Below are 20,452 nucleotides of genomic sequence, written 5' to 3'. Positions count from 1 at the left end.
CACCATGGTTATTTTCATCTACGACAAGACATTCGACGGGTTACTAACCGCAGTTTTTGACGCGTACAGCAACAAGAAATTCCCGGACATCCTGCTCGGGGAAGGAGAAACCTTGCCTTTGTTCTACGATGAATCGTTCACGGTAACCACAGGCTCGGAAAGAAGTGGACGGGTATGGAAAGGACTCCAAAAAAAGCTATCAGTACCTGCCCTCTCTCAACTCACGACGTGCTGGTTATCGGAATTACCTGAAATAGACCTCTTGCTATTCCGCTATATCCGCAAGGCAATCGACGCACCCCGTTCTATTGAACTCAATTTCGGGGATCCCGATGTGCTCGAATTATCCAAAGTATTCAAACAAGTAAAAAACGAACGCCTTCGGGTCATTCAGTTCCTCCGTTTCCAAAAAGCCGCTGACGGCACATACTTCGCCGCCTTGAAACCCCTGTACAATGTTCTCTCTTTAGTTATCCCTTACCTGCAAGATCGTTTTGCAGACCAAAAATGGTTGCTTTATGACTTGAAACGGGAGTATGGTTACTATTATGATTTAACCACTGTCACGGAAGTACATTTCGAGCAAAAGGAAGGACATCTCTTGACCGGATTCCTCGACGAAAGTATCATGGATCAAGACGAAAAGCTATTTCAACAACTCTGGCAAACCTATTTCAAGACGATTGCCATCAAAGAACGCCTCAACCCAAAATTACACCGCCAAAATCTCCCCGCCCGTTTCTGGAAATACCTGACAGAAAAAAGAGGATAATAAATAGAAATTATTCTATAGACGAACCGGGGAGATTCCGGTGTGAACCCGTGGAAATAAGGGGAAAATCCCGGGTTAATTTCGGTACAACTTCGGATCAACTTCGGTGCAAAGACCTTCGGGAGCGTTTTTAATACGAATACGAAACACGAGTAAAAAGAGAGAAACATTTTATTTCCCCCTTTCATCCACGTGCAAACAACGCTTTCTCCCCGGATGAAGTTTAATCTCTTAGGTTGTCGGTTGAATATCATCCCAATCCGCTCCCTCGCTCGCCCCGATCAGCCAATTGAAAGCATAATGTCGTTCCATGACAACACCCCCGTCCAACGAAACGGGAGCCTCCTGTCCCTTGATACGGGCATCCACGCACGCCCAATCATAACGCAAAGTCAGATCCGCCTCATCCAATATTTCCTTCTTACCTCGAATCTCACCTAGCCCTAAAACAGTTCCATTCTCTTGGTTATCAAAGAAAAGCCGAGCAATAAACGGAACATCACAAATCTCCGAAGGATAAGGCAACTCCGTTATACCAAGTGCCCATAGCAACACGGCACAACACTCGTACCGCCACAGGAACTGAATACAGTCATGCCGCTCCGGCGAAGGATTATCCAAGTATGCCCTCTCCGCGGGCGTCAGTGCGTCCATGATATGAAAACCAGCATCCACCCGCTGCACGAACCCCAATCCTTCTTCCCGATCGGGATTCTCGGACAACATGACTTCCGAATACAATGCCACGGCAAACAGAGCCGCCGCACGACAGGCTATTTCTTCCGGATCACGGATAACCGCTTCACTATCCAACACCTCGCAAGGCAAATGTTCGATATAAGGCACTCCAGCCTCCCTCAAGCGGGCAAGAGAACGCTCCCGGCGAAATAGATCCACCTCTCCGGGTTCGGGACGCCCGACTTCCAACAAATCAGAATTTGCCACCGGACGGAAAGCCTCATACTCGCTCTCGCCCTGCACGGAAAAAAGCAACTTCCCCTTACCATCATACAGACTCATACTCGGGTAAAGCACGAAACCGTTTATATCTGCCGCCACGTCAAAAATAGTATTCACGATATAATTCGTCCGATCCCGGTTATCATCCGTCTCGAACTCGATACCCACGATACAATTAAAACAAGTAATCTGACGGACTACTTCTTCTTTAATTTCAGACAATTCTGTTTCCACTCGTGCGAAATAATTCGCCATCCCGTTCGTGTGTTCCGCCACTTGTTCCGGCTCGTTCTTAGCTTGCATCATCGAACAGCGAATAACCGAATCATCCTGCAATACCAGCATCCAGCGGTCGTCCCCGGGCGTGAACATTTTTGCCACTTCACTAAACCGCTTTTCCATAGATTGCGCCACCCGGTCGAAATCCCCGATTACCGTGTAAAGAGTCAGATTTGCTTTTTCCATAAAATTATTTTTATAATTCACACAAATATAGAAACTCCTTTTGACAATGCAACCGAAGACCCTCTTCAAAACCCGCTCTAAAAAGCAATATTTTCTATTTTTCCAAAGAAAAAGAGTAAGGCACATCAGTATCAGTAGTTCCCCTCGACCTATTCGGTCGGTCACTCATTTGAAACTCGATTCGCCCTCCTCCTTGTAAATCCTTATGAGTAATGTAATTCTTCGTGTAAATTCGTTTATTCAGCTTCATCCGGTCTATATAGCGGCAATCATCATTTATTCCCGGGGCAAAGATTTTCATCTTTTTCCCATTCTCAAAATGAATCGTTGCTTTCGGGAAAAGCGGCGTACCCAGCACATACTGATCCGTTCCCGGACAAACAGGATAAAAACCAAGAGCCGAGAACACGTACCATGCCGATGTCTGCCCGTTATCCTCGTCCCCACAATAACCATCCGGTCCGGGCGTGTACATTCTATTCATCACTTCCCGCAACCAATATTGCGCTTTCCATGGCTGTCCGGCATAATTATACAGGTATATCATGTGCTGTATGGGTTGATTCCCATGGGCATAATTTCCCATATTCATGACGGTCATTTCCCGGATTTCATGGATTACTCCCCCGTAATAACTCTCGTCAAACAGGGGCGGCACGGCAAAAACCGAGTCCAACATCTGCACGAAAACTTCTTTTCCCCCCATCAAGCCGATCAGCCCGTGCGGGTCGTGGAATACCGACCACGTGTAATGCCAGCTATTCCCCTCCGTGAAGGCATCACCCCATTTCAAGGGTGAGAAAGGCATCATAAAAGTTCCATCTTGATTCTTTCCCCGCATCAATTTGGTTTCGGGATCGAACAAATGTTTATAATTCATTGCCCGCCGGGCAAATCGCTCTATTTCCTCCGTCGGACGTCCTAACTTCTTTGCCAATTGATAAATACACCAATCATCATAAGCATACTCCAAAGTACGAGCGGCACTCTCGTTTATTCCCACGTTGTAAGGCACATACCCCAATGTATTATAATACTCGTGTCCCCGACGTCCCGTGGAAGATACTTTGGGGTGCACGTGTTCCGTGCCGTGTACCAGTCCCTTGTACAACGTTTCCACATCTGCAACCTGCACGCCTTTCAAGTAGGCATCCACGAGCACCGAAGCCGAATTATTTCCTACCATACATCCCCGGTGTCCCGGGCTCGCCCATTCCGGGAAAAAACCGCTTTCCTTATAAGTATTAATTAACCCTTCCTGCATTTCCTTGTTCCGAGAAGGATAAACCAAATTCAACAGGGGAAACAAGCAACGAAATGTATCCCAAAATCCTGTATCCGTGTATAAATATCCCGGTAAAACCTCTCCATTATAAGGACTGTAATGCAATATATTTCCTGCCGCATCTATTTCATAGAATTTACGGGGAAAGAGTACCGAGCGATAAAGACAAGAATAAAATATCCTGGATTGATCCAACGAACCACCTTCCACTTGAATAGCCCCCAACACTTCATTCCATGCTGCCTTACCCCGTCCGACCAATGTATCGAAATCATCGTTTCCCAATTCCTTCAAATTCAATTCCGCCTGTTCCGGGCTTATAAATGAAGATGCCACGCGGGCGTGTACTTTTTCCCCCTTTTTTGTTCGGAAACCGATCACGCTTCCCACGTGCCGGGATTGTTGTGCCAAATCGTCACTCAATTCCCCGTCGGCAAACGTGTGTTTATACACAAAAGGCTTATCAAATTCTATCACGAAATAATTCTTAAAATTCTCGGGTACACCTCCGCTATTCCGGGTCGTGTATCCCACGATCTTATTATCTCCCTCGATACGAACAAATGAACCCCGGTCAAAAGCATCAACGACAATATACGAATGTTCATTTTCCGGGAAAGTAAAACGGAAAAAAGCCGCCCGTTCCGTCGTCGTAAATTCAGTCACCACGTCGTGTTCGGCGAGGTAAACCTTATAATAATAAGGCTTTGCCACCTCTCCTTTATGCGAGAACCAACTGGCACGCCGGTCTTGGTCGAACTCCGGTTTCCCAACCACTGGCATCAACGAAAATTGACCGTAATCATTTATCCACGGACTCGGCTGATGCGTCTGTTTGAATCCCCGAATCTTATTTGCCGTGTAAACGTAAGCCCAACCGTCACCCATTCTTCCCGTCTGGGGCATCCAAAAATTCATTCCCCACGGGCGGGCGATCGCCGGATAAGTATTCCCCGTCGACAATTCAAACGTGGATTGCGTACCCATAAGCGGATTCACGTACTCCACGGGATCAAAAACAGTTTGAGCTTGCGCGGGGATACCCACGCCGAGCCACAAACAAACTAAAACACAAACATAATATCTCATAAACACAACACATTTTGTTACACTTCTCAAGTTTCCCGAACACCTGCCCGCATTTACTTGTCACCCATCGCAACCATGTATTCTTCCCAAAGTCGATCTATATCATATTCCTCTCCTAGAGAATATTGAATCGCACCTTGAAAAGACCAAGGAATGACATCTAAAGTACTGCGGTTAAATTTACGCAAAAAATCCGGATCTTTCGTCTGCTTCAACCAAGCCAGGAAGAAACCTGTCGTGCGATACCCATCCGTGTAATGCCCTCCCTTGGGGCGGTCGTCCAAAGTAAAACCGCCGTTCACGTAACGCACTGCATCCGCCATACCCTCGATGAAAGCCCAAAATGTCTTATTTGTCCCATAAGTTCCTATCCCTTGCGGTTCCAACTGAAACCCGTGTGTCAATTCATGCCAAAGTACTCCCCGGTTTTCCCGCACCAACGTATCCATGTTTCCCTTATAACTTTTCTCCACCCAATCCGTGCTGTAAGTAATCGTGATTGAAGGCGGATTACCGCTTTTCGCCGATACTCCATCATAAGACTTTAATATATATGTAATTAATTTGACAGCCGGGATACTATCCACGGGTGAAAAATAAAGCGTTTCCAATACTTGTCGGGCACATTCCTGTATAAACTGTTCAGGACGAGGAACAATCTGAGCGTATAATTTTGCCCCATCCGTTTCCGGTGACAAATTTTGGAATTCAACTCTTCCCACGTCATAGGTTGACCAGTCCGCAACTTTCCCCGTTTTCGAGTTATTCTTTTTGTATCCGCAGGAACTCACCATTCCCAAGATACACAACATATACAATATCATTTTTATATTCATCGTGTCAGAGAGTAAGGTTTATTATCATCCGTGTATATTCGATTCCGGTTGGGACGGTTACTCATCTCGAATTCCAACACTCCTCCCGCCATAATATCCCGTTGCGTTATATAAGCCTTGTCATAGAGCTTTCCGTTCAACCGAACTGCTTTCACGTATCTGTTTTTGTCATTCACTTTCGGCGCACGTACCTCAAACGTGTTGCCGTTCTCCAAACGTATTTTCATGTAAGGCAGATAAGGAGCACCCAACACGTATTGATCCGTTCCGGGGCAGACAGGATAAAATCCCAAAGCCGAAAAAATGTACCAAGCAGACATCTGACCGCAATCGTCATTACCGCATAACCCGTCAATTTTATTCCTGTACATACGGTTCATCACTTCCCTCACCCGGAATTGGGTCTTCCAAGGTTGAGAAGTCCAAGCGTACAAGTACAACACGTGATGACTGGGTTCATTCCCGTGCACGTAATTTCCCATTAACCCCTCTTCCGTGATATCCTCCGTATCGGCATAATATTTTTCCGGAAGATTCATCGTGAACAAACTATCCAACCGTTCCGTGAAACGCTTTTCACCTCCCATCAAACGAATCAACCCGTTCACATCATGCGGCACGTGCAACGAGTAATTCCACGAATTTCCCTCGATAAATCCTTCGCCGTGCGTGCCCAACGGATCAAATGGCTCTTTCCAGCTCCCGTCGGACAAACGGGGACGGGCAAAACCCAAACGTTCGTCGAACAAATTCCGATAGTTCAAAGCCCGGCTCTCGTACTCATGGACCATGTTCTCGTTCCCCGATGCTTTTGCAGTTTGGTATATCGCCCAATCGTCATACGCGTTCTCCAGTGTGATCGAAGCACCATTCCCGTCTTTATCCACGGGCACGTAACCCTTTTCCACGTATTCTCGAGTATGCTGGTAATACGGGACATTCGAACTATTCTTCATCGCTTCCAACACCAACGCCGTATCCAGCTGGATACCCTTCGCCACGGCATCCGCCACGACAGCCACCCCGTGATAAGCGATCATACACCAATTCTCGTTACCCATGTGCGACCACACGGGCAAAGCTTTGTGTACACTCTGCCGGTAATGTTCCAGCATAGACATAACCATATCCCGGTTCCGTTCCCGATTGATAACATTAAACAACGGATGCAAAGCCCGGTAGGTATCCCACAAGGAAAACACGGTATAATTGGTAAAACCCTCCGCCCGATGAATCATGTGGTCGACACCCCGGTATTGCCCGTCTACATCCATGTAAACAGACGGGTTTATCATCGTGTGATACAACGAAGTATATAACATACTCAACTCATCATGGCTTCCTTGTGCCTCGATCACCGAAAGTTCTCTGTTCCATTTCTCCCCGGCACGTTCTGCCAACGTTTCAAAGTCAACGCCTGCCGCTTCCATCTGCAAGTTCCTCAACGCCCCTTCCGTACTCACGCATGAAAGAGCCACTTTCACTTCCAGTTCCGGCATATCGCGTAAGTCGAAATCAAAATATGCCACGATACCCTTACCACCCATCTCCGGGAAATTTCTTTTCTCATCAAATCTACGCCAAAAACCTTGGTAATTCACCTTCTCGAAATTCTCGTGTCCGTAATCTTGTATCGGTTTAGAGAATGTTATCGCGAAATACGTGTAATTCGTCCGTGCCCATCCCCTCGTGATCCGGTATCCCGTCAACAAAGTATCATTTTCCACCCGAAGATTCGCCCACAACACTTTCCCGTCATAATTGTATATCCCGTGCAATAAATCCACGATCACATGACCTTTTTCCACTCCTGCCGGATAGGTATATTTATGTATTCCAACCCGTTCCGTTGCCGTCAACTGCACTTTCACACCGTAATCCTGCAACATCACCTCGTAATAACCGGGCGAGGCTTTTTCCCGCTCGTGCGAGAATCGGGAACGATACCCCTCTTCCGGTCGATCCGCCGTCCCGGGCACCAGTTTCAACTCCCCGACTGTCGGCATCAAAAGGACATCCCCCAAATCCGAATGCCCCGTTCCGCTCAAATGCGTGTGACTGAACCCGACAATTGTCGGATCATCATACTGGTATCCGGCACAATACCGATAAGTATTTTTTTGGTAAACACCGTCAATATTATGCGGCACGTTCTCCGTATCGGGACTCAACTGCACCGCTCCATACGGGACACAAGCCCCCGGGAAGGTATGTCCCATACTTTTAGTTCCGATAAAGGGATTCACGTAATCCACCGGATTCTTTTTTTCTTCTTTATTTGTCAGCATAGCACCCAAACACAATAAAAGTACGCTCAATTTCATCTTGTCAGCATTAATTAAAATTTTCTGTTATCCGATTACTCTAAAAAGGCACTTGAAGCCCCTCAAAGGGTGAAAAAAAGTTGTAATATTTTTGACATATTACAACTTCCTTCATGAAACAAACTTCTTTAATGAATACCCTTCACGTCCAGGGCTTGTCTGATTTTATAATGTAAATACTCGTAATAATCCTTCATTTCCCCCGTACTCATTTTCATGGCATTATTCACCATGGCATCGATTTTCAACAACATTTGATAAAAAACATGAGAACGTGACAATGTATTTACCGCAATCCCTCCCTGTGCATAAAAACCACTGATATTCTCTACCTGCATCCGTTCCAGTTTCTCACAAGCAATAGGGTCATACTTTTGACAACCTTGTCCGGTAGCACTTATCCCCTGCACCAAAGCCCGCGTGTGTGCATCCAATTGCGTGGCATCTTCCGTCACGGTCGAAGAAGCAATCACGGCAGCTAAAAAAGCCATCTGAAAATCCCTCTCCAACGGATCCAATTGTTTGCGCTTTATAGTACCGTCCCAAACCATCCGATACAATTCATCCATGTACTCGTCCGCGGTATATCCTCCACTTGCCTTGCGCGAACTCATGATAACCATATACCAACGGGAAAATAACAAGTTAAAAATCTCCATCCGTTTTTGTTGTACGGCAGAAGAATTCACCCGCAAGTCATACCTTAATTCCCGATTATCCAACCAATCCAAATCTTTAGCCTGTCCCAGCAAAAAATTCACAGCTTCTTGTTGTTTGGCTTTGGGTACAACCGTGTAATGCGGTATCTTCTCATCACTATTACCGTCATTTATATACATTCCGCCAATGTAAGACGCAACCCGGTTCAACCCGTCCATGTACCGCCCTTGTATAAAACCATACAATTTATTCTGAAGTTCCAATGTTTTATCCTCTTCGGCAAACCATTCACGACAATGAGCCATTGACTTTTTCAGATTCCGTATCAGATATTCCCCTGCCTTAACATGATCGTTCCCCAAATCCTCGCTCAATACACGCGGGTCATAAACACTGGAAGTAAAAGGCGTATGCCCGTATGTTCTATAAATATCCCGACGGGATTCTTTAATCCAACGATCCAACGTATCACGTTCCTCGTCCGCACTCTTCACTCCGCGAATCGGTTTATACAACCATTCAATGGCATAATAATCGTATTCACCCAACTTGTCTTGCACTAGCAACACTCCGTTTTTGACATCTTCTTCCTGTGCTATATAATTACATGGCACCATATCCATTATCGAGGGTGACAACCCGTGTTCCCTCGTGAAGGTTGCGGAACGCAATGAATCAACCGGATAAACAGAAGATGCCTGAAAATTGGCTCTCAACCCCAAACACGAACCGATCTCCCGTATCATTTGACTCTTTATCATTTGCCCCATCACCTCTTCGGACAAAGCAGCCTTACGCGCTTCCGGATCTGCCGCCATCGTGTAAAGAAGCCTGTCACGATGCAGTATAAACAAGAAATGATGATGCAAATACAAAGAGGCATTAAGAATCTCCCCACTCCGGTAATCCACCAGCATAGATTGTTGGGGACGATACATATTCGGAGAAGTCGGAGAATAACGAATCACAGAATATTGAATGTTTCCGGCATCAAAATCCGATGTTTCGGGAAAAGGCACAACCCGAAGCACATTTTTAAATCCGATACGTTCAAAAGCCTTGTTCCACTCCTCTACCCCCTCACGAATATATTTCGTCCAACTCTCGGGCATCAACGTATCCAAATAAAAAACAATCGGTTTCTTTGGCTCCACGACCTGTCCTGCCCAATACGCCCCTTCATCACTCGGCTCCACTCGCCAACGTTTAGTCAGATAACTCCTTGCCAATGCCGTCTTCCCTTTTCCAATCTCGGGCATCGTTACGAAACTTACCCCTATCCTCGGGTCGGCATAACGAGGAGTCATTTTATCTTCAGGCAGAAGCACCAACATTTTATTAAATGTAACCGAAACCTTCACATTCTGCCTTGCCAAAGCACCCATCACGATATGGTCCACGTCATACCCCGATTCACAAACCACGGTAACGCTCCGTCCATCCGCCTTGACATCTTGAAACAAATTCCGGTTCGCTTTATACTTGTGCTTCCGGTTCACGAATCCCCATATCGAATTGGCAGCCTGAACGGAAAACGGATTCGTGAACGCCGTATGCTCCAAGAAAAAAGAAGTCATATTCAATACCACGGCACTATTATCCGGCGTGTAAGCCTCTATTTTAAAAGTAGAGTACACTCCCGGCATAAAAGATTTCTCCAAGGCTCCCGCTACATTTTCATTCCCACTACCGTTAGCGATAGGAACACCTTGCCTCAAACGAGCCTGTACATAATCTCCCTCTCTCGTGAACACGAATACCTGAGGTGTTCCGGCAAATTGCCCTACAACACCCTCCCCGTTATCACTCGTGTTCTCTATCGACGAAGCGAACAACATATCCTTACCCAACAAATCCAAAGGAAACTCCACGTACACATTCCCCCCCGTGTAATGAATCGTCATTACACCTTTTGCCGTCTTTACATTTTTACCGTTAAAGAGTTTCTGGTAAGCCGAATTTTTATTTTTCCCCGTATCCTTCTTCTCCTGTGCCATCCCGTTTCCTACAAACGGACATAGAATTATCGAAAGAAGAAATACTACATATATAATACTTTTCATGACAACTAGTTTACTATTAATAATCACTCGTCTCAGTTATTCTTAAAAACCTTCTCCAATTTATAAACCAACAACTGATAATGCAATCGAGTATCTTCCGTTGCCGTATTCATCCGGCTTTTCAACAAAGCCAAGGTCTTTTTCAACATCAAGAAACAATCGGTCCCGATAGAAACATTCGGTCTGCTCAAGTTCGTCGTTCTCCCGAAACCGCTAATTTCCTCCGGGGCAAAACAACATCCCCTGTCAGCGAACATACCCAAATACTCGTCAGGCAACTCGCCATAAATATTCCGGCTATTCTCTTTCACGTAATCCATAACCTCAATCATCCCGTCCTGGGAAAAAGCAAAAGGAGAACCGCCCATACCCTTCACTTCCACACCGGAAGCAGAAACCAAAAATGATAAATATTTAATTTGCAATCGTTTTTCAACCTCGGACAGCGAATTTCTCTTTTTTGTCGGAGTCATGATGAATTCATACAAATCATTCATGTACTCCCGTGTGGAATACACATCCTCTTTCGACTGTTCCATCCCCACGGCCAACGCATTAAGCCGAGATAACAATCCCCGGAAAATAGCATTTTCCATATCTCCCGAAATATCGCTCATCAACGGCAAACCATCCTTAAAATCCTTCGCGTCAATCCAAGACATCTCTTTCAACTGATCCAACAGAAACGCCAGAGCCTCCTTTTGTCGGGCTTTGGGGACCAAAGCATAAGCAGGTATCGGATCTCCCGCATATTTTTCATTCAGGTAAATACCGCCGATATTAAAAATAACATTATTCAAATACCTGAAATACTGCATGATGATCTCGTTATAAATCTGTTGACGGAAGGCGTAATCTTTATCTTCCTCTCCCACCCAGTCGTTCAGGTTCGCCAAAATATATTTCAAATTCTTTATCCCATACGCGGATGATTTTATCGGATCATCACCCAAATCCTCCTCGAAAGAACTCGGATCCCAACGAGAGTTCATCTGTTGCCTACCATAACGATATACCGGATCTCCCGCTTTCTCGCTAATCCAACGATCCAAAACGGGTACTTCCTCATCCGTGGTCTTCTCTCCTAACAAAGGCGTGTACAACCATTTTATTGTAAAATAATCATACAACCCCAAATGAGGTGGTGTCAATTTCACACCTCTCTCCTTATCTCCCGGCTGTGCCACGTAATTATTCCGGGCATAATCCATGATCGAATGCGTAGTCCCGTACTTTTGGGTATAAGAAGGCGAACGCAAAGAATCCGTGGGAATAGCGGCAGAAGCACTCATATTATGCATAAAACCCAAACAATGCCCCACCTCGTGGGCAATAGCGTAACGAATACTCTCCCCTAACAGATCTTCCGGCAACTGCCTTCTCCGCACATCGGCATCTGTCTGCGCGGTCTGCACGAATCGCCAATTCTGAATCAATTGAGCTATATTGTGATAAAAATACACCGAGGCATTAATAATCTCTCCCGTCCGGGGATCAGTCCACGAAGGTCCCATTGCGTTAGCCGTCCACGAGGGAGAATAGCGTACACAGGAATATTTCAGATTTTCCGGATCAAATTCCGGATCATCCTCGGGGAAATCCCGGGCAATAATCGCATTCTTCAAACCGATCTTCTCAAAGGCTTTCTGCCATTCCTCGACTCCTTGTTTGATATATTTCTTCCAACCTTCCGGGAAAGCATTATCCACGTAAAACACGATAGGTTTCTTCACATCCACCAGTTGTCCGGCACGATAAGCCGCTTCGTCCGCGGGTTCAAGACGCCAACGATTCGCGTAATAACGAAAATCGACCCCATTCTTTTTAGAATTGAATTCATATTTCGCCTGATAGAATATAGCAATACGGGGATCCGCCATACGGGGACGCATCGGTTCTTCCGGCAACAAAACAAAACTACGTGTCATCACCGTCGTAAAAGGCACTTTCTGAAACAATACCCGTTCTTGATCCCGCACGGTAACCAAATAATTCAAAGAAGAACGTACACTAAAATTATCCTCGAAAGCCTTAATCTCGCCGATAAACGAATTCTTTTTCACGAACTCCTTTTCCAACCTACGCCTGCCACCCATGATAGGTGCATACAAGGAAAAAGGAGATAACCCCTCGTTATCACTCAACAGGAAATCGGTCAAATCCAGCACAACCGCCGTACTGTCTTCCGAATACACCTTCACCGGCAGATTCAGGATGATAGCAGGCTTAAAACTCTCTTCCAAACGTTTTCTTATCCCCTCCTCCGTGGTATAATACACCGCACTCACCTCCCGCAGGCTGACTAACGAGTCCTGACGGGTAAACACCACATGCATCGGCTCCTTGGGCTTTTCCCCCACACTCCCGAAATCATTATTCGTGGTTTCACTGATCGTTGAACCGAGTAACATCTCTTTCCCCAACAAATTCAACGGTAACTCAAAATAAATCTTCCCATCCATCTTGTGCAACGTGATTAAACCTTTCACCGTTTCACACGACTTCCCCTTAAAAAAGCGCTGGTAAGCACTTTCCGTTTTCACCTCCTTGGTTGCCGTTTTTTTCTTCCGCCCTTTACCTTCCGCCGACACAACACTCAAGGAAAAAAACATAAATACAAATACAATTGATTTCAATATCATAACTTCAAAATTTAAACATCCCAATTTTCACATAACAATCCCTGCTGAAATAGAAATACCATTCAGAGTAAAAATATAAATACCTGTGTTTCAACACCGGAATAGTTTTCTAAAATCGATTTATTCGATTTTAGAAAACTACACTGCGATCACAAATCCCGTCCCGAAAATTTATATTTGAAAATCACATCAACTATCCGACCGAAACCACCCTGTTCATACAACACGACAGGCTCACCCGCTTTCAGCACCGCATCCTCCACGTTGAACAAAATAAACGTCCCGTCTTCCAATCCTACCCCCAACTCTTTATTTCCATCAGCAGGATGTATCGCCACGATAGCACGCCCACCCAACGAAGCATAATGATGCGACTTCCCGGTACTTAAATCGAAATAATACAACTCGTCATTATTCACACCCCCGGAGAAGAAAATATAAGTACGGTTTCTCAATATTCTGAAAATACTCTTATCCGTCACATATCCCTCTGTCTTTCCCGAAAACGCCTGGCACTTATCCATTGCATCTAAGGCAATCACTCCTAAGGCTCCGCTAGCGATCCCAAACGTTTCCACTTTCCAATCATCCCCATTCCGCAAAATAAGGGCATACTTCGTGCTTCCAAATATCGCACCTCCGTAAGCAGCACCATAAACCAATTTATAATCACCGAAATCATTCACCGGAATAAAACCGGCAGGATAATTCCCCGTGTACTGCAATTCCCGGTACTCTTCAGCCGTCGTGTAATAAGCACTCCTCACGTGGATCAACCGACCGTTTAACTCGTCATACAAAAGGAAATGTTTCAAATACTGATGTTCCGTTTCAATAATCTTTCCGATTTTATATCCTTTATTTATATATACCGGAACATTGTTGTAAGCAGCCGAATGATACCCCATGCTCTTCGGGTCATTGAAAAAACGGGTATAAATTTTCCCGTCCTCGCTCAACACAATATTCATGTAGAACGGGTAGAATGCCGATACCAATTTAAAATTCTCCGGGGGATTTCCTCCCACGAACTCCTCTCGGGTCAATACCTCCTTCTCGTTCGTGTCACCATTCAGCTCCACGGGTCCCTGCCCGCCATGCTGAATGACCAACAATTCAGACCACTTGCAATAATTAGTTGCATTCCAAAAGAAATGCTGCACCAGTTTCACCGGTTCCGCCCCCATGTCTTCCCCATTTGCCGCCCGGTACAAATCATAATAAGCATGGTATTCTCCATCTTGAGAAGCAGTCGGTAAATTAATATGTCCCAGTTTCGACACCCCGCCTTCCTCGTACAAAATAGAGAATCCCGATTGATATACCGTCGCCGCAATAACAGACATCGTATTGCTATACACTTTCCCGTTACGATTATCTTTCAGTGCCAAGCGGCAAGCATACGTTTTTGCCTGTTCAGGAGTAAATTCCAACACCCTCTCCGTGGAAACGACGTCATAATCAATACGCCACTCGTACGAGAAATCAGTAGTATCACTCCCGCCAAACTGAATCTTAGGCTCTACTTTCACTTTATCATGTACAAAACAATTCACAACATAAGTTTCAAATGAAACCCTCGCATCCCGAATCGCTTCATATTTATAATTCCCCTCATCTTTGATACAGGAAAACAATCCCGCCATCATCAACAAAGACAGATATATTATATTTTTCATCTTCATACTGCTATTGATTTATTATCCAATTACTGTTACCGTCATGGCCACACCATCATCCAACACCGGCTCTCCCCGATCTTCCATTTCACGCAAATAGTACTTTAACTGTAACGCATAAGCTCTCCTCGTCGATGCATCCAGATTCGTCCAATCCCCTTCCCCGGTCACTTCAATTAACAACTGATATTTCGCGGGCGAATAAGTACCGAGAAAAGATTTATTAACATCCTCATCCCACCATTCCGGTATCGTCACCGTATTACTCAAGTTAATAATCTTATACTGATAATTAGGTTCCCCCGGCAAAATATCACTCCCGTTTCCCGGGATAGCTAACACGATCCGCACACGCTCATCCCCGGGATTATTCAACACCAACGAGATCGTATCCCTCACGTACCCCTTGTGAAAAACATAATACTCCGGAAGTTCTATATGTTTCTCCGTTGCCGTGGACAAATCTTTATCCAATACGACAGTAAACGGCTGGTCTTCCAAAAATAGATTTCCCAACATCTCCACGTGTATCGGCACCTCGATCTGTTCCGCATTTCCGTAAAAGAAAAACGAAATCTCCATCGAATCCTTGTAAGCATTCGTGAATTGAATGTAATTCACGGTATTATACATCGGGATATCCTCTTTCGAGCACGCCCCCAACAAGAACACACTTAAAATAAATACATATATCTTTTTCATAACTCGCCTTTTTTTTTACTAAAATACCTTTTCATCATCCGGCAAAGGAAGCACAAACGAATTACCCAACACGTGAGATTCACTTCCACTCAACACGGGATGATTCAAACGTTTAAACATGAAAAAAGTCTGCCCTTCCGTGAGATACTCTTTCATTCCTTCCCAAATCAACTCTTCCTTAAAAGAAGTTGCTGACACGGTTTCCGAAATATTACGTTTACATCCGCGACCTCCCCGCACTTCTTCAAGATACGCCACTGCTTCCGCATTCCCCGCGGCAGAACCATACGCCGTTTCCGCCAAGATATAACATATCTCACTAAATCTCAATGCTGGAATAAGGGTATACTGCACCTTTAAAAAATTCTCCGAGGCTCCCAGATCCAACCATTTCTGCGACCGATTAGCATCAAGCGTCCAATCGATAAGATATTGACGGTAATCATCTCCATCTCCCCGATCACCAAACATCGTACTGGCATTCTTCAACAACATCTTGGGCTTTCCCGACTCTTCCGTAAAATCCTCCACGTCTTCCGTCAATTTCTTATTATAAAATGCGAACAAAATATCATCATACGCCTTCACGTATTTATTGTTCCCGGAAGTATTCAGATCCGACGAATATGTAAAATAAATATTCCATAAATCGGTCTTGGCTTCCACCAAATCATACACGTGCGATGCGTACCGGTTAGCTTCCTCATTCTCTCCGGCATACAGGCACAAACGAGCCAATGTACCGCAAATTGCCAAATAGTTCATACGAGTTCCCCGGAAACTGAAAAAACGATTTCCCGAATCATCTGCAAAAAAACGGTTAGCATACGCAAAATTATCATACAACGTATCATTCCACGCAACAAGATCCTTTGCCCGCAACAAATCTTCCTTAGCAAGCCTAAGAATCTCCGTCGTGGGCTGTGCAGACTCGTAATGCGTCGGGTAAACTGTCACGTAAGGAATATACGCCCCGTCATTCCCCGTGGTCGGAGCCGGTGCAAACATCCGTGCTAAATCAAGATGCAAATATCCCCTCAAAGCCAAAGCCTCACCATAGATCAAATTCCGCTCGCACTCTCCCAAAGGAAAAAACGAAGCATCTTTACTTTCTATCTCGGCAATCAATTTATTACAATTAGCGATTGCATTATAGGCACCTTTCCAAATCTCAGAAATCAATTTTTTAACGTCATTTGCATTATAGTCATAAACTACTGCCGCTTTATAAGCATCATTTTGACTGACATCCGCAGCATCATACGTCTGAGCCAAAACACTCAAGAACCCCCATGAAAGTTCCCGCCCGTACATCTCCGGCTCTGACAATTTATAATACACCCCATTCAAAGCACTCCGGAATCCCGTGTAATCCTTAAACATTTTCTCGTCACTCGCCTGATTATCCGACTCGACATCTAACCAAGCATTACATGCTGCCAGCCCGAACAGCATCATAAACAACAACAGATATTTATATCGTATCATAACCATCTCTTTAAAAACTTGCATTTAAAGTGAAATTAAAAGTTCTCGCGAAAGGATAATTCAATCCCCGTTCCTGCTTCACGCTGGAAATCGTGAATATATCTTTCATATTAAACGATAACCGCAACATACTCATCTTCCATTTCTTCAACAAATCTTGATTGAAATCATACCCCACCGTCAAAGAATTAAAATTCAACATATTATAATCCTGCACGAAACGAGAAGTTGGCAATGTCACACTATTCCGGTCTTTAATCGACTTCAAGCGAGTCACTTCCCCCGGCTTTGCCCAACGCTCCGTGAGCACCCGCTTGTCTGCATTCATATCATACAACTTCACGTTCTCCACTTTATCCACCAAAGTCTGATTATACACTTGTCCCCCGAACTCATACATGAACGTAGCGAACAAAGTGAAACGTTTCCACTGGAAGTTCACCCCGAAAGATCCCGTTGCATCCGGTTCCGTATCGCCCAAAATAGCCTGTTGACTAGACGTCCAATCCCGAATAATCTGTCCGCTTCGGTCCAAGAACAATTCTTTTCCGTTACTCGGGTTGATTCCTAAAGAACGCATCCCGTAAATAGATGTCAAAGAACCACCCTCCTCGTATTTCAACAAAGGCTTGCTATACTTCAAATCCTGTTGGTTGAAAATGTTATCGAAATATTCATCAAATTTCTCGTTCACCCGTTCATTATACGCCTTCAAGGATTCCGAAATTTTCAATATCTGGTTCCGGTTATGCGCCAAATTACCAAACACGGCAAGCATCCAGTCTTTTCTTTGGATAATATTAAAGCGAACATCCAACTCGATCCCCTTATTCTCCACCTCACCCATATTATCCTTATAAGAAGTAAAACCGGTATGAGTTGGAATCGTCACATCCGTAATCAAATCTTTGGTTGTCTTGTTATACCACGTGAACTTCGTGTAAATCGCATCATCCAACAATCCTAACTCCAATTTCAAATCCCGGGAGAAAGTCCGTTCCCACTTCAAATCCTCATTCCCCATGTAATGCAAGAAAACACCACCACCCGTGGAATAATATGAATTAGTCACATCATAAGTATGTTTGGCAGCGTAAGCAGGGAAATTAGTTTTACCCAACACCCCAAAAGTCCCCGTGACTTTCAACAAACTCACCACACTCTGCCCTTGCATAAACTGGTAATTATGCACGTTCAGTCCCGCACCTCCAGAATAAAAAGGAGCGTATTTCTTGGCAGCCCCGAACTCGGACGAACCATCCAAACGCCATGAGGCATCAAACAAGTAAATATCATTATACGTGTAATTTAATGAAACAAATGCCCCGAACAACCGTTTCTTATTATCCGAATACGTCGGAACATCATCCACGTTCTCGGCAAAAGCCGGAGTATTCAATTCTCCCGAGGGAAATCCCAAATATTTCTCTACCGAACTATTCGTACTCTCCGTGTTCGTGTTCAATCCCAACGAGAAATTCATATTATGTTTCTTTATCGTCTGCACGTAATTCAACACGAAATTGGTATTCCATTTCACCAATTTCTTCTTGCTCAGATTCAACGAACCTTTCTTGTCATCATCCACGTTGTAAAATGAAGAAGAAAGCGGATCTTTGAAAACTTTTGTTTCGGTATCCGTCAAGGTCACCGCTACCTGTCCTTTAAAATAAAGGCTCTTCGTGATATACCAGTTCAAACTCAGGTTATTCGTCAAATCCTGTATTTTACTTTTATCGAAACTTTCCAGCATCTTCGCCTCGTACAACGGGTTCTCCCTATCACTCATACCATTATGCCAAAGTTTTGTCTGCTCAACATAATTCCCGTCTGCATCTTTCAACTCGTCATACGGCAATTTCTTCGTGTAATCACTGAAATCACCATAAGGAGAATTTTCCGATTTCGTGACCGTGTAAGCGATCTGATTCTTCAACTGCATTCCGCCGATTCGATAATCCAAATAAAATCCGGCACCCAAACGCTCACGGAAAGATCCTTTCATCACTCCATTCTGGTTATCGTAATTCAAGTCCACGTTAAAACGCATATTCTCGGAACCTCCCTGAATAGCAAGACTATGCTTATGATTGAATTCATTCTGTAAAGGCTGTGACAACCAATCCGTGTTCACACCCCGAACAATGTTCGACAACTTCGCCTCGTACTCGCTCAAAAGACTATAAGACTTGTTAATTTCTGAAGTCGGGTCATAATATCCCGCCAAACGTTCCGCCTCAAGCAACTCCTTAGCATTCATCAGATTATAATCCGATAAATCCGGAGCCGTAAGCGCTCCCGTGAAATTATACATCACGTTCAACTCTCCCGGTTTCGGAGCCACCGTTTCGATCACCACGACCCCGTTAGCAGCACGGGAACCGTAAATTGCCGTAGCCGCGGCATCCTTCAAAATCGTGATACTCTCTATACGGTTCGGGTCGAAATCATATACCTTCTGTACCGTCACCTCGAAACCATCCATAATAAAAATAGGAGAATTAGGATTATTACTCAAGGCTGATTCCGAAAGATTCTCCTTATCCAAATCCATTACCCCGATACCGGAACGTCCCCGGATATAAAACTCCGGTAATGTATTGGGGTCTGCCCCCATTTGATTATTCTTCATGATACGCAAGGAAGGATCGAATACCTGCAACACGTCAATCACATTGGTCGGCGACACCTTGAACAACTCCTCTTTTTCTACCTTCACCGAATTTCCTGTAAAACTGGACTTTTTCACGTTAGCGTATCCCGTCACCACAACCTCTTCCATCTGCTTCACGTCCGGTTTCATCTTCACGGTCAACTCTTGCGTGCTATCCGTTACCACCACTTCCTGAGTTTGGAAACCGATAAACGAAAACACCAAAGTCACGGGCAACTTTATCGTCAACACACTTTTGAACTTCCCGTCCGTGTCACTGACAAAACCGGTACTTGTTCCCTTAATCATAATCGTTACTCCCGGTAGCGGTTCATTCAGATCATCATACACCACGCCACGCACCTCCGGCACTTTCGTGTCCTTCTTCAATTCCCGAATTTCCAAAATCAACACGAAATCCTCCTTCTCCTCAAACCGAACCTGCTTTCCCGCGAACACCTGTTTCAGCGCTTCACCAATAGTGGTATTCACCAGCTTCACACTCACCTTTTCATTCATATCCACTTGCACATTGCTATAAAAGAAATCCTTTCCGAACTCTTTTCCCAGCATACGCAACACCTGATTGATAGGAGTATCCTTCACTTCCAAGGATACTCTACGTTCCTGTCCATGTGCTACTTGCACGCTAAACGCAAGACACAACAAACAAAAAAAACTAGCCAAACGCATCATCGATAACATTTTTTTCTGTCCTAACCGCGTAAACCGGTTAGGCTCTCGATTTTTTTTCATATATTTGCATTTAAGGTTATACATAGCTTTGTTCTCTCTCAAACAGAGACAAAGCAATTACCACTCAAAATTGAGGAA

At 44.7% G+C, this 20,452-nt stretch carries 11 protein-coding genes; 1 reads left to right on the top strand and 10 read right to left on the bottom strand.

The genetic code is table 11. The features are described 5' to 3' along the window. The first annotated feature begins 4 nt into the window (after positions 1-4). Complete coding sequence (locus BN8899_RS12415; RefSeq protein WP_065219675.1) at positions 5-772, top strand: TIGR03915 family putative DNA repair protein; 768 nt, start codon at positions 5-7, stop codon at positions 770-772. Positions 773-1,003: 231 nt separating this feature from the next. Here the strand turns inward: BN8899_RS12415 and BN8899_RS12410 are convergent, their stop codons facing one another. The 10 genes from BN8899_RS12410 to BN8899_RS12365 form a co-directional block, all read right to left on the bottom strand. Continuing rightward, a complete protein-coding gene (locus BN8899_RS12410) occupies positions 1,004-2,197 on the bottom strand; it encodes a DUF4272 domain-containing protein (protein ID WP_065219674.1) in 1,194 nt (397 codons plus the stop codon). Between the two features lie 94 nt (positions 2,198-2,291). Then, positions 2,292-4,571 carry a GH92 family glycosyl hydrolase gene (locus tag BN8899_RS12405; protein ID WP_065219673.1) on the bottom strand — a complete coding sequence of 760 codons (2,280 nt, stop codon included), beginning with the start codon at positions 4,569-4,571 and terminating at the stop codon, positions 2,292-2,294. 53 nt (positions 4,572-4,624) lie between these two features. Next, a complete protein-coding gene (locus BN8899_RS12400; RefSeq protein ID WP_065219672.1) occupies positions 4,625-5,407 on the bottom strand; it encodes a basic secretory protein-like protein in 783 nt (260 codons plus the stop codon). Next, positions 5,404-7,731, bottom strand: coding sequence for a GH92 family glycosyl hydrolase (locus tag BN8899_RS12395; RefSeq protein ID WP_065219671.1), 2,328 nt, complete (start codon positions 7,729-7,731; stop codon positions 5,404-5,406). The genes BN8899_RS12400 and BN8899_RS12395 overlap by 4 nt, the downstream gene beginning before the upstream one ends. A 128-nt stretch (positions 7,732-7,859) precedes the next feature. After that, complete coding sequence (locus BN8899_RS12390) at positions 7,860-10,454, bottom strand: zinc-dependent metalloprotease (protein WP_065219670.1); 2,595 nt, start codon at positions 10,452-10,454, stop codon at positions 7,860-7,862. A 32-nt stretch (positions 10,455-10,486) separates the two neighbouring features. Further along, on the bottom strand, positions 10,487-13,096 hold the full coding sequence (locus BN8899_RS12385; RefSeq protein WP_082987042.1) for a zinc-dependent metalloprotease: 2,610 nt from the start codon (positions 13,094-13,096) through the stop codon (positions 10,487-10,489). A 149-nt stretch (positions 13,097-13,245) separates the two neighbouring features. Further along, on the bottom strand, positions 13,246-14,775 hold the full coding sequence (locus BN8899_RS12380; protein WP_222860557.1) for a PKD-like family lipoprotein: 1,530 nt from the start codon (positions 14,773-14,775) through the stop codon (positions 13,246-13,248). A 21-nt stretch (positions 14,776-14,796) separates the two neighbouring features. Continuing rightward, positions 14,797-15,477: a DUF4843 domain-containing protein gene (locus tag BN8899_RS12375; protein WP_065219668.1), complete on the bottom strand. Its 681-nt coding sequence runs from the start codon at positions 15,475-15,477 to the stop codon at positions 14,797-14,799. An 18-nt stretch (positions 15,478-15,495) separates the two neighbouring features. After that, a complete protein-coding gene (locus BN8899_RS12370) occupies positions 15,496-16,965 on the bottom strand; it encodes a RagB/SusD family nutrient uptake outer membrane protein (protein ID WP_065220711.1) in 1,470 nt (489 codons plus the stop codon). A gap of 10 nt (positions 16,966-16,975) precedes the next feature. Next, positions 16,976-20,374 (bottom strand): SusC/RagA family TonB-linked outer membrane protein, encoded by a 3,399-nt coding sequence (locus tag BN8899_RS12365; protein ID WP_231932340.1) that lies wholly within the window; start codon positions 20,372-20,374, stop codon positions 16,976-16,978. Between the last annotated feature and the right edge of the window lie 78 nt (positions 20,375-20,452).

It is taken from the genome of Butyricimonas sp. Marseille-P2440 (genome assembly GCF_900091675.1).
GTDB classification, from domain to species: domain Bacteria; phylum Bacteroidota; class Bacteroidia; order Bacteroidales; family Marinifilaceae; genus Butyricimonas; species Butyricimonas synergistica.
This window is presented reverse-complemented; position numbering and strand designations above follow the sequence as displayed.

Bases quoted from the DNA above. Each gene is read 5' to 3' on its own strand.
- BN8899_RS12415 (WP_065219675.1), top strand. From the start codon at position 5: ATGGTTATTTTCATCTACGACAAGACATTCGACGGGTTACTAACCGCA.
- BN8899_RS12410 (WP_065219674.1), bottom strand. From the start codon at position 2,197: ATGGAAAAAGCAAATCTGACTCTTTACACGGTAATCGGGGATTTCGAC.
- BN8899_RS12405 (WP_065219673.1), bottom strand. From the start codon at position 4,571: ATGAGATATTATGTTTGTGTTTTAGTTTGTTTGTGGCTCGGCGTGGGT.
- BN8899_RS12400 (WP_065219672.1), bottom strand. From the start codon at position 5,407: ATGAATATAAAAATGATATTGTATATGTTGTGTATCTTGGGAATGGTG.
- BN8899_RS12395 (WP_065219671.1), bottom strand. From the start codon at position 7,731: ATGAAATTGAGCGTACTTTTATTGTGTTTGGGTGCTATGCTGACAAAT.
- BN8899_RS12390 (WP_065219670.1), bottom strand. From the start codon at position 10,454: ATGAAAAGTATTATATATGTAGTATTTCTTCTTTCGATAATTCTATGT.
- BN8899_RS12385 (WP_082987042.1), bottom strand. From the start codon at position 13,096: ATGATATTGAAATCAATTGTATTTGTATTTATGTTTTTTTCCTTGAGT.
- BN8899_RS12380 (WP_222860557.1), bottom strand. From the start codon at position 14,775: ATGAAAAATATAATATATCTGTCTTTGTTGATGATGGCGGGATTGTTT.
- BN8899_RS12375 (WP_065219668.1), bottom strand. From the start codon at position 15,477: ATGAAAAAGATATATGTATTTATTTTAAGTGTGTTCTTGTTGGGGGCG.
- BN8899_RS12370 (WP_065220711.1), bottom strand. From the start codon at position 16,965: ATGATACGATATAAATATCTGTTGTTGTTTATGATGCTGTTCGGGCTG.
- BN8899_RS12365 (WP_231932340.1), bottom strand. From the start codon at position 20,374: ATGAAAAAAAATCGAGAGCCTAACCGGTTTACGCGGTTAGGACAGAAA.